Source organism: Desulfobacula sp., assembly GCF_021107415.1.
Map to the genome: position 1 here is coordinate 79,905 of NZ_JAIOSW010000149.1, position 15,141 is coordinate 95,045.

Genomic DNA, 15,141 nt, shown 5'->3' on the forward strand with positions numbered 1-15,141 from the left:
ACCTGCATAATTTTTTTATCTGTAACTTTCCAGCTCAATGCTTACCACTTACAACTCACTTTTCGCATATTAGCACTTGAATACTTAAAGTCAATTTATTTGGGCAGGCTTGGCTCCTTCTTCTACAAATAGGGTCTTTTTGGCAATCTCTCGGAGTGTGCAAAATGCACACAATTAAGTGCATTAATTTTTTATCAAATATTTCAAATAGTTATATGTTTTATTCTCTGGTAGTGTTAATTTTGCACATAAATATGTGCTTTTTTCCCGGCCCACACCCAAATCCTCTGATCTAAAAAAATAGGTTTTCCTGTGCGTGGTTAATGCTATTTTGACAAAATCCATATATTTTAAACAAATTGGTACATAATTTGCTGACTATTTGGATTTATTATGACGAAAAAAATAACCAGAAGGCAATTTTTACAAAAAGGTACTTCAAAAGCCACACTTCTGGCTATTGCAAATACTGGATTGGTCTTAAGTCCGGCGTTTGCGTTTAAAATAATTGATGTCCGATGTAAAAACTGTAAAGTAATCAACACAAATTTAGAGTCTCATTTTTTTTTGATGGGTTTAGCTGAGCGCGAAAGCTGTTCTAATTGTGGTAGCAACTTCATTACAAGAAAAATTTCTATAAGTTGTAATAATTGTGTCGGTTGCTACCCGGATAATACTAACAATAATTTTTCAGGATGTTGGCAGATTCCATTTCCAAACCATAACTATCTAAGAAATTCCAAAAAACCAAATTTTTCATTGAAAGGAATTAAGTTTTGATACCGGAGCCTTAAATTTAGAGTATTTGCATAGCGTTACGTTATGTATGCACATTGTCTTGCTTCGCACAGAGATGACTGGGTCATCTCTGTAGATTTTAAGTAATAAAGGCTCCGGTATCAATTTTTCTTTAGGAAAACCAAGGATGGATAAAAAAAAATCATGTGGCAATAAAAAACAATATTTAAAAAATCTCAGATTAATCAATCAGCGAGCAAACGTTGACCCTGAAATAATTGACTTGATCGAAGCTTATGCCAGGCTGAGATTGGATTATGATAAAGAGATTTGCTTTTACAGCAACAAAACAAGCTCTGACAAATTAGAACTAAACAAGATGCTTGCAAAGAACAGGCATCTTGATCCAAGGTGCTTGTTCTTTTTAAAAGCCTACTTTATCGCAATGAAAAACAAAGGGCTTACTTGTCTAATCAATTCAGCACATCTTGCGCATTTGCTTAATGTATCTATTGATCATTTAATCTGGTTATCTAACGATAAATCAAATCAATATACCCGCTTTCATATAAAAAAAAGCAGCGGTGCTAAAAGAGAAATTCTCGCACCAAAACCCAAATTAAAAATTGTTCAAAGACAAATATTAGATAATATTTTACAAAAAATTCAACTAAATTCTCATGCAGAAGGATTTAGAAAAAAAAGATCCATTCTAACCAATGCGAAAAGGCACATAGGAAAGAAAGTGGTTATAAAAATGGATGTAAAAAATTTCTTCCCAAGTATAACTTTTAAAAGAGTTTTAGGACTTTTTATTGCATTGGGTTATCCTCATCAGGTATCCATGACTCTGACAAAACTTATGACGCATGATGGAAAGCTACCAACTGGTGCTCCTACAAGCCCTGCCATATCCAATATCCTAAGTACAAAACTGGATAAAAGATTTGCAAACTTAGGGGAAAAAACAGATTTTGACTATTCTCGCTATGCCGATGATATTTCCATTTCAAGTAATAATAGAAACATCACCAGAATGATCCCCTTTTTTAAAAAAATAGTGCAGGAAGAAGGATTTGAAATAAATGAAGCTAAAATGAGAATATTGCGAAATGGCGGACGACAAAAGATAGCCGGTATTGTGGTAAATCAAAAACTGAATATAGAAAAAAGGGAAATAAAAAAAATTAGAGCAGTGCTGTTCAATTGTCGCAATAAAGATATAAACCAGGAAATAAAAAAATGGGCACAAAAAGAAAAAGGCCTGAAAGCTTCTCTATTTTACACTATTGATGAGTTTAAGTCATCAATGCTTGGGAAAATTAATTTTATAAAAATGGTTAACCCCCAAACAGGTCAAAATCTTCTGGATCAATTAAACGATTTAAATGCATAAAACATGAAAATATTAACAAAAGGATTTATCATTCTTTTTCTCCAATGCATGGCAATAAAATTGTGTTATGCCGATATTGGAATCATAGTTGCGTTAAATTCAAGCCTGACCCAATTAAAAAATGATTTAAAAATAGTTAAAATTTCGCAAGGAGCAAAAAGAGAATTCTATTCCGGTTTAATTGATAATATAAATGTGGTTATTGTAAGATCTCCTATGGGCAAAGTAAATAATGCCATCACAACTCAATTTCTTTTATCAAATTTTTCAATAGATATCGTAATTTCCATGTCCCCGGCAGGTTCAATAGATAGCAATCTTAATATTGGGGATATTGTTATTGCCTCAAAAGTATTGCAACATGATTTTGGGACTATTAAACCCTATGGTTTCATTTGGAGCAAGGTTCCTGATGGAACCAGCCGTGATGAACCAGGATATGACATACCAGATAAGTTTACTATAAATTCAGGTCTGTTCTATGCAGACAAGAATTTAAAAAGTAATAAGAACACGGTTGTATCAGGGGTTATCGTTTCTGGCGATCAATTCATATCCGCCCTGTCAAAAAAAGAATGGCTTTTACAAAAATTTCAGGCAAAAGCTGTTGATATGGGAGCAGGTGCAATAGCTCAGGTCTGTTTTGCGAATAATATACCGTTCTGCATAATACGGGTAATTACAGACAAGGCCGGGGTTTCAGCCCGGACCGACTTTATAAAATCGGTCCGGGGATATCATTCGGATATAAATGTCTCAAAATTTCTAAAGGCTATTTTTCATGGAATTCAGTCAAAAAAATGGTTGAAGGATAGATATGACTATTATTAAAAAAATTCTATTATTTCTTCTTTTATTTTTCTTTTTGTTTGCCGGCGATGCATTTGGTTTAGGGAAATATTACCTTTTAAAAAAAGGCAATGTTGCCAGAGATGAAGGAAAAATTGATGAGGCTATTTATCATTACCAAAGCTATATTGTGTCACACCCTATAGTTCTGGGTATTAATTCAGCCCAATACTATAAGAATAAACAATATTACATTAAAAACCTGCTGAAAGCATATTCGAATTTAATTGATTTGTATAAAACCAACCACAATGCACTTGAAATTAAAAAATGTATCAACAACCTAAAAACAATCTATTTATCCGATGATTTGGGATCAAAAAACAAATATAGCCTTGCATTAATTTTTCAAAACAATAATTTAACCGATGATGCCATTCTTATTTTTAAAAAAATAATAAAAGAACAGAAAAACAACTACAATTCCTTTAATAATAAGGTTGGGTTAAGGTCAATATCAAAACTCTTGAAAATTTATCAATCCCAGGGAAAAAATGATCAACTGCTCTCAATTATTAAAACTATAAAATCTGATTATCCGACTTTTGACTTTGATTTAAAGGATAAATACAAGCTTGCGTCACTATATTTGGAGTATGGTTTTACCAATGATGGAGTGCTCTTACTTAAAGAAATAACAAATGAACAGGATAGTTGTACTGACCCATCAGAAATTAATACTATGATTAAAGCATACTCAAAACTATTAATTATACACTACAATAAAAATGATAAAGACGCATTGCAGGCACTGTTTGCACAAATGTCAGCAAAATGTCCTTTGGAAATTTTATCTCCCGGCAACATGTACAAAATTGCTACAACGTATTTAAAGTGCGGGGGAAAAAATGACGGAATAAATTTATTAAAAGACATATCATCACTTTACTCATATTCACTTTCAGGACGAAAGGCTTTATTTCTTCTAGGAAGATTATCACAGGGAAATGAAGATTGGGATGCAGCGATTAAACACTATTCCGAATACATCAACAAATATCCTGACCCTCCATTCTTTTCACTTAAAGCATATTCCAGATTGATTGATTCCTATTGGTCGAGCAATGAAAACAAAAAACTGGTTCAAAAGGAAATAGAAACACTTGCAGATATTGCAAATGGCATGTCTGATTTTGAAACTCAGCTAAATCTTGCCAGGGACTTGAAATGGAAGGGCATGGATGAGCTGGCATCAGCCACTTTTGATCTTGGGCTTTTTTCAGCCAAAACATTTATTTTTAAAAACCAAAATACTTACCAGGCTTTGAGAGCACACTGGATCATAGAAAAATATGCTTATTTTTTAGATAGATTCGACTTGGTAGAACAAAATGCCGACTATATATTTGCAATGATTGACAAGCTAAAAGACTCTTCTTTCAGTGAAAAAGAAAAAATAGATTATATTCAGAATCAAACATATCTTTGGCTGGCAAAGATAAATATTGATATGAACGATTTTGTAAAAGCCAAATCCTATCTGAAAATTTTTATTGAAAAATATCCCCGTCATAAAGAAATAGATTATGTGCGATATGAATTGGGCAAAATCTTTGAAGAGGAAAACAAATCAGATGAAGCATTAATTCAATATGGAATGATTCAATCGGATATGTGGAAAAAAATGGCAGATAAAAAAGTGTCCGGGATCAAGGCAGATGAATAATAAAATAAAAATTTTATGTCTCTTATTTATAACAATTATTTGTCCAATATCTGTCATTGCCTGGGATTGTGAAGTCGAAACAAATGGTCCGGATGTGATTAAAAAAGGTCAGACGATTACATTGACAGCCGATGGGGCCCCGGAAGGAGGAAGTTATTCCTGGTCAAATACAAAAAATCTTGAAGCACACGGTTCCTTTGCACTATTATCTGCCCCGGAGGCACCTGAATTTTCAGAATATATTCCGGTTACAGTCACCTACACCAGTCCGAAAGGTAAAAAATGCAGTGACAAAAAATATATATGGTTTTGCAGATGTTACACTAAAATAAGTGGCCCTAACAAGTATAAAATTGGTGACCCTCCAATCAATTTAACCGCCTCAGGAGATCCCTCAGGAGGCATTTTTGAATGGACACAAACGCCCGGCCTTACTGCTAACGGATCATCAGCTGTATTTGAAAGTGATACCCCACAGGAAGTAAGCCTGGAAATATCATATACTCCCCCCGGTGAAACAGACCCATGCTATGATACCCACCCAGTTGAAGTGGCTGTAAAATGTGCAGTATCCATATCCGGAAAGTCAGTTGTTCGTAAGGCAAGCAATATAACACTCACTGCAACAGGTGAACCCGAAGACGGAATTTTTGAATGGCCTGCTATTCAAGGTTTGAGTTCAGAAGGAGGGAATACTGCTGTATTTACCGGCCAGGCCCCCGGTAATGTTGATATTAACGTTTTTTATACCCCTCCTGATGAAGAGGAGGCTTGCCCGGGAACCCACAATGTCATTGTTTTAGAAAAATGTTTAACTTCAATAACAGGACATGATACTGTTGATATTGGTAAAAAAATTACACTCACGGCCACAGGAAACCCGGAAGGCGGGAGTTTTTACTGGCCCAGCATACCGGAATTAACCAATAATGGGCAGACAGCAGAGTTTACAGGCTTGTCTTCCGGGTATGTCACCCTGAATGTGACATACATACCTGATGATGGAGGCGAGCCATGCAGAAGTGAGGCATTTACAATTACAGTTATACAAAAATGCAATGTTGATATAACCGGTCCTTCCCAAGCAAAAATTGGTGAAACAATCTTATTTACAGCTTCAGCCGGGGAAGGAGAAGGAGAAGAAGAAGGGGGAGGAACCTTTGAATGGCTTGAAACACCGGGGTTAATCCCAAATGGTAATACAGCTCAGTTTACAGGACAATATCCCGGTAATATAACCGTGGGAGTTATATATACACCACCGGGCGAAGAGGAATCATGCCCTGTGGAAGAACATACCATTACTATCACAGCAGAATGCTCGGTTATACTGAACGGACCGTCCGAAATAAATCTTGGTGAAACAGCCACCTTTACTGCGTTTGGCAGTGAAGAAGGCGGCAGTTATATCTGGCTTGGAATTGAAGACTTGATAACAGACCACAATACTGCACAATTTACAGGACTATTCCCTGGAACATATGTAATCAAAGTGTTTTATTATCCGGAAAGCAGTGAGGAAGGATGTTCTGCTACCAGACAAATAACAGTCAACGGTTTTGACGTGATATCAATTACCGCCCCCCCCTGCGTGAATTCCGGCACCTCCCTGACAAAGGCAAATTTTATCGTTGTGACCGATCCGATCGAATACAGGTTAAACGCAATTATCGATCCACTAACTTTCTATACCTTGTCTGAAACAGAACTCGCCACAATAACCGCATCAAATTATACAGGAGAACCCACAAGCACAGCAACAACAAATATTGTGGTTGTGAACAGCAATATCAAAACATCTCATGGAATGAGTTTTGAGATTCCAAATGATATAAAAGAACCTTTAAAAATTATCGGACTTGCAAACAAAATAGACCTTTCTGTGGGAGCAAGCCGTAAAACTTATTATATATGCTGCCCATATGGTTCAGGCCAATCCGCTGATGGAACTGTCAGTATAGGGTTAAATATCGGCACAGGACCTCATACGATCGTTGGTATTCCGATTCCAGCCAAGTATAAAGACTATATATCAGCAGATTTACTAAATGTTTCTTTGACTGGGATAGGAAACATTGCACTAAATGGAGCTTATAACTTCTGTGATGATAATACATCTTGGAATGGAACAGGCAACCTTACATTAAATTTAACACTTGGTGGACTTATTAAAGTGAATGTTTCTAAAATAATACTGCTGGAGAGTTCGGTTTCAGGTTCAACTATCATTACTGAAAAATTGAGCTGTGTTAAGAATTCAAATAATCTATTAATTACAACAAATTGGGATGGTCTAACAGGTATAATAGTAGGAAAAATTTTTATTTTAGAAGATATTAACATAATGAATTTTGAAGAAAAAAAGACTTATTTTGGGAGTGACAATCTTTTGCCCGAAATGGTTCCATTACCCTCTTTAAATTAATATTGATCTATACATAAGGAGTATCCATTATGAAATTATATAAAAATATAAACAGAAAATATACTATAGTTTTATTTACCGCCCTATGTTTCTTATTATTAATAAAACCAAAATTTGTAGTGAGTGAAGAAATACTGCATTTTAAAATAAATCCCATTAATAAAGTGGAGACAAATTATGGCAGCCCTGAAAATACTTACATAGCTTTATATTCGGCTCAGTTAAAAAAAGACCTTGAATGGATTTTTGAAACACATACGACAGCTTCAGTTGAAGAAATAAAGCAAAGTTTTAAAAAAGCGAATATTAATATTAATCAAATTGTAAGCTATGAGTTAAAAGAAAAAATATCATATATTACCCTGAAAAAACAATTCAAAGATTCTGTGTTATTAGTAGTAGAACATTTCTATAAGGATGGAGAAATCGCTATATCTCCTGTTACTTTTCTAATTGAAGATGGTGTGTGGAAAAAAACTAATAAATTTGCTGCAGATATTGAATTTCAAGACAATCTTGCCCATTTTTACAGGACAATAGTGGATAATCTGCTTGATATTACATACAGCGGGGTCCGGTACAACAGAAGAACCAGACAATTCTATTCAGCTGTCACGATTACCAACACATCTGACAAGGAACTGGAAGGTCCTGTCTGGTTAATCATAAAGAAGCTTCAACCTGAAGAAGCTTCTCTGGCAAATGCAGACGGAATTCATTTTGGAGAACCCTACATGATTATGCTGGGGGAAGAAAAAAAATGGCCTCCAGGGCAGGCTCTTCCTGCAAAAACACTTTATTTCAGCAATCCTGTAAAACAGAGATTGAATTTTGATGACCAGGTGTTTGCAGTGGTTCCTGATGAAGGATCTTGATTTTAAAGGAGATATTCATGCGTACAAACAATTTTTTCATTAGGATATTTTTATTAGCTATTTTGATTTTTGGAATCGTTATTGCTAACCACAACTCAACCTTGGCTGCACCCATCGATCTGACCGAAGCTACAGGGGGATTTGTCATATCAGATCCAAATTATGTCATTTTTGGTTCAGATATCAATGAGGCAACATTATTGGAAAATGATGTCTCCGGATTAACGTGGCTGTCCAATGATCCTTTTCTGGGTGGCCCTGGTATTTTTGTTCCGGCAAATGCTTCAACCCTGACATTTGACCTCAATTTTTTTACAACCGGTAATGACAGCTTTGAAGTTCTTTTATTGGATTCTCTGGGTGGAACCCCATTTTTCAATTTCTTTCATGATGGAACGATTAAAGGCCCTGGAGCATATCAATATGATAATGTCCCCATTGACCTGATCTCACTAAATCTTTTGGGAACAGTTGTTGGCCTTGAATTTGATCTTATATCCAATTTTGGAGACACAACTTTTGATTCTGTATTAAATATAACCAATGTATCTTTTAATGAAGATCTGAATTCTGTGCCTGTGCCATCGAGTTTGTTGTTGTTAGGCTTTGGAATTTTGAGTTTGGGACTATTCGTAAAAAAATAAATAATACGGCATTCTTAATGAAATATATTATCTATTATTTTACCATCATGACAGGTGTTTGTATTTTTATTACTGCCAGAAATTTAATTCATGCGCTAACATCAAAAAATTGGGTTAAAACAAAAGGAAAAGTAATTGAGTCTTGCCTGGAAGAAAGCGCTGCTACTGGTTCAGGCGGTCGTTTGTATAAGCCATGCATAAAATACCAATATGTTTTTGGTGTTCAGACCTATGAAAATAATAACGTTAATTTTTAAAAAAAAAATTTAGACAAAGAGTGGGCTTTCATAAAAATAAGCACCTATCCTGTTGGCAAAGAGATAGTCGTTTTTGTGAACCCGATGAACCCAAAAGTTTCAGTCCTGGTTCCGAGTGTTCATTTTATGCATTTTTTGCTTTTAATCATATGTGCCGGCTTCTTTTTCGGTTTTCTTTATACAATATTCATTTATGGCCTTTGAAAGAATATCGAGATGTACTATCAAAATTATGTTGAAGTGGTTGAAAAATGTGCGGTATCCATATCCGACAAACCAATTGTTCGTAAGGGAAGCAATATAACACCCACGGCCACAGGAAACCCGGGAGGCGGCAGTTATTGCTGGCCCAGCATACCGGAATTAGTCAATAATGGGCAAACAGCAGAGTTTACAGGCTTGTCTGCCGGAGAAGGAGGAAGAACCTTTAACTGGCTGGAAACACCGGGGTTAATCCCAAATGGTAATACAGCTCAATTTACAGGACAATATTCCGGCAATTCAACCGTGGGAGTTATATATACACCACTGGGTGAAGAGGAATCATGCCTCGTGGAAAAACATACCATTACTATCACAGCAGAATGCTCGGTTATACTGAACGGACCGTCCGAAATAAATCTTGGTGAAACAACCACCTTTACTGCGTTTGGCAGTGAAGAAGGCGGTAGTTATATCTGGCTTGGAATGGAAGACCTGATAAAAGGCCACAATACCGCGCAATTTACAGGACTATTAAAAATTATCAAATTTTTTAATCTATCAATACTTATATTTATTTTGATATTATTCAAATATACCATAAGTACTGGAGCAGAAAAATTTCCAATCAAAGTAATGACAATAAATAAAAGTCAAGCAAAATATGACAACCCTGAAAATGCATATATTGCTTCTTATTCTTCTGAAATAAAAAAAGATCTTGATTGGACTTTTGAGTCGATGACTGTCGAAGCCTCTGAAGAGCTTAAAACGATATTTATAAAATTAAAAATTCCTCTTAGTCAAATTATAAAATATGAAAAAAAAGAAGAGGAAACTTATATAATTAATAAATTGAATTATAAGAAAGGATTTTTATTAATTGTTGAGCATAACTATAAGGAAGGGTCAATACAACGAAATCCGGTTACTTTTGTTCTAGAAAATGGGGAATGGAAACTTACCAATAAATTTTCAAGTGATGAGAATGTAAATCAATACATGGCATATCATGAAAGATCAACCCTTGACACTCAAATAGACATCACATACAGCGGGGTCCGGTACAACAGAAGAACCAGACAATTCTATTCAGCTGTCACGATTACCAACACATCTGACAAGGAACTGGAAGGTCCTGTCTGGTTAATCATAAAGAATCTTCAACCTGAAGAAGCTTCTATGGCAAACGCAGATGGAATTCATTTTGGGGAACCCTATGTGATTCTGCTGGGTGAAGAAAAAAAATGGCCTCCGGGGCAGGCTCTTCCTGCCAAAACCCTTTATTTCAATAATCCTGTTAAACAGAGATTGAATTTTGATGACCAGGTATTTGCAGTTGTTCCTGATGAAGAATCTTAATTTTTAAAGGAGATATCCATGCGCATAAACAATTTTCTCATTAAGGTGTTTTTATCATCTATTTTTATTTTCGGGATGGTTATTGTTCACTGCGGCTCAATCTTGGCAGCACCCATTGACCTTGTTTCACTAAATCTTTTGGGAACAGTTGGTGGCCTTGAATTTGATCTTATGTTCAATTTTAATACTGAAAGGACTTCATAACAAATGATAAAAATGTCGAAAAAAATTCCCCCTGACCAAACTTTGCAACCTTCAACGTCAACCATACAGCGAAGGTTGACGTTAAGTATTATTGCCGGTGGATTGGTAATTGTAACTGTATTTCTCATCTTTTTATTCAAGTCGCATTTGTATAAAAATAAAACGACTTCACCATCTGTTACCCTTTTAAGCTTTCAGAATCCAATCGCAGGATTGAGTGTTGATATCTCCCGTATGGTTGATCTGGTGGAAAAACATGCTGAACTCAAAGAAGGGCAGGATGATATAATCGATAAAATTGATAAGCTTAAAAAGCTTGGCATAAACACTCTTGATGTGTTTATATTTCCTGACAAGGATCATAGCGCTTTGCCTGTCGTGGCGCTGAGAGGTGGTCAAGGGTTTGTTTTCAAACAGCTGTTAGCGAATTATTCGCTGTTGGCACCTTATGTGGAAAAAATTACAGAGAATCAGTACCGTTTTAAAAAAGAAGCATTGCCCGAAGAGGATTGGGGTGATTTTCCGGTGGACATTTACAGGCTCCGGCTGGTTAACGGTGATTGCTTTATTGCCCCTGATCCTCTTTTTGAATCACTTCCCGCGGGGTACGATATGATAGCACAATCGCCTGTGGCTCAATTCGATGGTACCATTAAGGGAAATAATACTGTTGCTGGGCTGACCATTCGATTTCCAGTAAATTTCATCGCCGGTTGGCAGAAAAAATTGGATGCTCATCCTCTTTTGCAAAAACAACCACTGGTAATGATGATGGCTGATATGGTCATGATGTGGTTCAAGCAGCTGGCTAAACCTTTTGAGCAGTTGCAATATATGGCGCTGAAATTGCGGATTGACGGCGATAGTCGCTATCTTCGATACGCCCACTTGTTTCAACCTGCCATTGATGGTGCTGTGGTTTACGAAAAATTAAAAAACAAGGAGGCAGATACTGGCCCTGGACTGATTGGCAGTGTAATAGCGTTGCTGGAAAATCCTCGCCTTTCTGTTGATCTCGATTTTAAAGAGAACCGGTTGGCTTTCGATATAGCGTGGCAAAGCGTCGATGATCAACCGGTACTTGAGGCATTAGCGCAAGCTACAATCGGAAAAATATTTGAACGGTCTATGTTGAGTGGAGAGCCGACCCAGGAACCGATTAGTGCTTCTTACGCTTTGGCACCCCAATTAACTCTCCAGGTAGATCAAACGCGACTCAAGAGCAGCTTGCCGCACCAGATTAGTATGAATCTATTCCCTGATTACTTCTGGCCAAATGGGGAAGAACCCAATATGAACATGGAACTGGATCCTGTGACTATTCCCAATGCTGTTCTGGCAGAGGGAGAGTATGAGGTTCTGAGGATTAACACCCATGACGGGAGAGATGTCCACCGTTCAACCAAAAAAATATTACCACCTTCTGTGCGATTTGACAACGAACAAAAAAACCGTATTCAGTTGAATGTAGTACCTGGTACACGTGCAAAGGATCTAAGCACTGCTGTTCTGCGGTTTAAAGTATCAGTACCAACAGATCTTTGTCTTTTTAATTTTAAAGCAGACACACCTGACAAAACAAAACAAAAAGACGGTATTCTGATCGTTGCCGAACGTATCGAAAGAGATATTGCCGAAGTCTATAGTCAGGGCTGTAGTGGCATTTGGCTTTTTGCTTATGATAAAACGGGGAAAGCAATCAGCGCAAAAGAATCGACTTCATCTTCCACCGGGATATTTAAGCGCTTCAATGGGGTGATCGATAGATTGCAGGTAGTGGTGGCAAAAAAAATTATTGAACAGACGTTTGATATCGAAACCGATTTAAACAAAGGAGGCAGGATTGAGTTGACTCATCAACCACAGGTGCCACCACGTACACGTCTGGAATACTCACCTGTATATAAATATTTTGCCCTATCCGCCAAAGAGCTTGCAGACCTTCAGGTAGAGTGGTTTGAAGATGCTGCCAAGGTATTGTTAACACCGGGGCTCAGAATAAGGTTGCCCAATGGTCCTGGCAGTGGCCACACTCAGTGGGAGACTTATTTTTTTGGTGAGAACAGGAAACAGTCCATAAAGGGAACCTCGTATTCTTCAGGTAATACTTTCGGCTATTGGGTAGACTCCGGCAAGTTAAAAAATGCACATGCTGTATTTGGCAAAGTTTTTATAACAGTTGCCGGTAAGATTGAAAAACTGCAATTCAATTATCAGGGAGACCAGACTTTTTTAAAGCAGCATTTAAGCACTGGAGAGGATGTAAGGCTTGCCTTCAATCAAAACGAAATCGCTTATCGGAGTGGTAGTGCAAAAATCATACAGGTTAATGCCTTTGATTCAGAAAACAGGCACCTGAAAAAGGATAGCTATTACAGGAATAAGAAAGGAACTACTTTCCAATATTTTTGGGGAATTCCGACAAAAGTTGAAATGGATATAGCCACGAATTTTCACGAGCGTACCATCCATTTTGATCTACGAAAAAGACCAGTAAATGTTAAAGCTTACGAAGGATTTAAAAAGAAAGTTAGCCTTCGCAGAAATATCCTGAATAAATAAAACTTCAAACTTTGCTGTCAGTTCTTTTCAAATACCAGTATCATCGAGCGGCTGAATAATAAAGGTATCAAAAGCTTTCTTTTATACCTGTCTCCGTCAATATGGACTAATTTTGTCCCAAAATACGTGAATAGATATTGAAGCTGCATAAAACTAAAAGGTGAAATATGTCCCAGGTCAACAATTTCATTTTTCCCGATTTTTAAAGGCGGGATAGGCAAAAATTAATAAAAAGTGCCTGTACATAAAAACTGGAACCGTGAATACATATTCTGAATATTGGGAGTGGTTATAAAAATTTTTCCTTTTGCCTTGCATATACGGCATAATTCTGAAATAAGCCTGACCGGTTCCAATACATGTTCAATACCTTCCATGCATATGACAATATCAAATTCATTATCTTTAAAAGAAAGAGGCTGTGACATATCCGCAAAAACAAAATCCGTATTTTCCTTATTAATATCCGCACAAACCACCTTGTGCCCCAACAATCTAAGTGTTCTCCCAACAGGCCGTTTCCGGCCGGAATATCCAGAATTTTTTTAATTTTACTGATAAGACCATATATGACAGCCATGTATCCGGTGAACTAAGGGCCATGGCTGAATCTCTCAGACATCTGAATTATATCTCCATTTTGTATTAGTACCACTTTAAAGGGTTATATAGCCTGTAATTCAAATGCACAAGATATTTGAGAAAGTTTAAAAAAAATCTATTTGCGATTGCCCGGCAATTTATTCGGGCAGATCTTGAAACTTGGTTGTCTATTGTGATACTTATCCATGACTTACAAAAAGAAACTATCTATTTATTATAAAGGAGGAAACCATGCCTGGTTTTGAAATATTTGGTGATGAAGAAAAAAAAGAAGTGACCGATGTTCTTGAAACCGGAGTTCTTTTCAGATATGGATTTGAAGGGGCCAGAAACGGGCATTTCAAGGCCCTTGAATTTGAAAAAAAGCTTTGTGACATAACCGGGGCTAACTACAGCCATCTGTGTTCCAGCGGAACGGCAGCCCTTTGCACGGCTCTGGCCGCCTGCGGCATCGGTGCCGGGGATGAAGTTATTGTTCCTCCGTTTACATTTGTTGCCACATTTGAGGCCGTAATCAATAACGGTGCCATTCCTGTTTTCGGGCAAATTGATGAGACGCTCTGCCTGAATCCTGACAAACTTGAGGACGTGATCACTTCAAAAACAAAAGCAGTAGTTCTGGTTCATATGTGTGGTTCCATGGCAAGAATTGATGAAATTAAAGATGTTTGTGATAAAAAAGGACTGGTTCTGATTGAAGACGCCTGTCAGTCCATGGGTGCTACATATCAGGGAAAAGCCCTTGGAACCTTCGGGCTTGCAGGATGTTTTTCCTTTGATGCGGTAAAAACCGTGACCTGTGGTGAAGGCGGCGGCATTATTACGGACAGCAAAGATATCTATGAAAAAGCCGACCAATATGCCGATCACGGACATGATCATCTAGGCGGTCCTGACCGGGGAGCGGATGATCACCCCATTATCGGAACCAATTACAGGATCAGTGAACTCAACGCGGCAGTGGGGCTTGCCCAGCTTGCCAAACTGGATCAAATTCTGGATACCCAGAGAAAAAATAAATTAGCCATTAAAGACGCCATGGCAGATCTGCCCGATGTCAGTTTCAGGTATATTCCCGATGCAAAGGGAGATTCTGCAACCTTTTTAAGCTTTTTTCTGCCAACGGAAGAACGGGCCAGGCAGATTGCAAAAAAACTTGCTGATAACGGTGTGGGGTGTCCGTACTGGTATGACAACAACTGGCATTATTATAAAAAATGGCATCACTTAAAAGAAATGAAACGCTCTGCAAAACTTGCCTTTGAGCTGGCAGACAATCTGCCGGATTATAAAAACCTTGTTTTAGAAGAATCTGACAATATCATGAAAAGAACTCTTTCCATGCAGATCATGCTGTCA

General features: G+C 37.1%; 12 protein-coding genes and 1 pseudogene. 12 read left to right on the forward strand and 1 reads right to left on the reverse strand.

Translation table 11 applies throughout. From position 1 onward, the window contains the following. Positions 1-393 precede the first annotated feature (393 nt). The 11 genes and pseudogenes from K8S13_RS08240 (at position 394) to K8S13_RS08290 (ending at position 13,179) form a co-directional block, all read left to right on the forward strand. On the forward strand, positions 394-780 hold the full coding sequence (locus K8S13_RS08240) for a hypothetical protein (protein WP_291461857.1): 387 nt from the start codon (positions 394-396) through the stop codon (positions 778-780). Positions 781-925: 145 nt separating this feature from the next. Then, complete coding sequence (locus K8S13_RS08245) at positions 926-2,134, forward strand: reverse transcriptase family protein (protein WP_291461859.1); 1,209 nt, start codon at positions 926-928, stop codon at positions 2,132-2,134. A gap of 3 nt (positions 2,135-2,137) precedes the next feature. Further along, positions 2,138-2,965, forward strand: a complete 828-nt coding sequence (locus K8S13_RS08250; protein WP_291461861.1) for a 5'-methylthioadenosine/adenosylhomocysteine nucleosidase — start codon at positions 2,138-2,140, stop codon at positions 2,963-2,965. After that, positions 2,952-4,649, forward strand: coding sequence for a tetratricopeptide repeat protein (locus tag K8S13_RS08255; protein WP_291461863.1), 1,698 nt, complete (start codon positions 2,952-2,954; stop codon positions 4,647-4,649). Before K8S13_RS08250 ends, K8S13_RS08255 begins: the two co-directional genes overlap by 14 nt. Further along, positions 4,642-7,074, forward strand: a complete 2,433-nt coding sequence (locus tag K8S13_RS08260) for a hypothetical protein (RefSeq protein ID WP_291461882.1) — start codon at positions 4,642-4,644, stop codon at positions 7,072-7,074. Before K8S13_RS08255 ends, K8S13_RS08260 begins: the two co-directional genes overlap by 8 nt. Positions 7,075-7,103: 29 nt before the next feature. Beyond that, on the forward strand, positions 7,104-7,949 hold the full coding sequence (locus K8S13_RS08265; RefSeq protein ID WP_291461884.1) for a hypothetical protein: 846 nt from the start codon (positions 7,104-7,106) through the stop codon (positions 7,947-7,949). 17 nt (positions 7,950-7,966) lie between these two features. Beyond that, positions 7,967-8,593, forward strand: a complete 627-nt coding sequence (locus K8S13_RS08270) for a hypothetical protein (RefSeq protein WP_291461885.1) — start codon at positions 7,967-7,969, stop codon at positions 8,591-8,593. A 17-nt stretch (positions 8,594-8,610) separates the two neighbouring features. Further along, positions 8,611-9,054, forward strand: a pseudogene (locus K8S13_RS25660) (DUF3592 domain-containing protein). Positions 9,055-9,066: 12 nt separating this feature from the next. Further along, positions 9,067-10,413: a hypothetical protein gene (locus tag K8S13_RS08280; protein WP_291461888.1), complete on the forward strand. Its 1,347-nt coding sequence runs from the start codon at positions 9,067-9,069 to the stop codon at positions 10,411-10,413. An 18-nt stretch (positions 10,414-10,431) separates the two neighbouring features. Continuing rightward, entirely contained in the window at positions 10,432-10,617 is a 186-nt protein-coding gene (locus K8S13_RS08285) for a hypothetical protein (protein ID WP_291461890.1), read from the forward strand. A gap of 3 nt (positions 10,618-10,620) precedes the next feature. After that, positions 10,621-13,179, forward strand: coding sequence for a hypothetical protein (locus K8S13_RS08290; RefSeq protein ID WP_291461891.1), 2,559 nt, complete (start codon positions 10,621-10,623; stop codon positions 13,177-13,179). Between the two features lie 224 nt (positions 13,180-13,403). Here K8S13_RS08290 and K8S13_RS25665 read toward each other — a convergent pair whose 3' ends face one another. Beyond that, positions 13,404-13,673 (reverse strand): class I SAM-dependent methyltransferase, encoded by a 270-nt coding sequence (locus K8S13_RS25665; RefSeq protein ID WP_367172551.1) that lies wholly within the window; start codon positions 13,671-13,673, stop codon positions 13,404-13,406. Positions 13,674-14,013: 340 nt separating this feature from the next. Here K8S13_RS25665 and K8S13_RS08295 point away from each other — a divergent pair. After that, a partial coding sequence (locus K8S13_RS08295; protein WP_291461892.1) for a DegT/DnrJ/EryC1/StrS aminotransferase family protein occupies positions 14,014-15,141 on the forward strand: 1,128 nt, incomplete at its 3' end.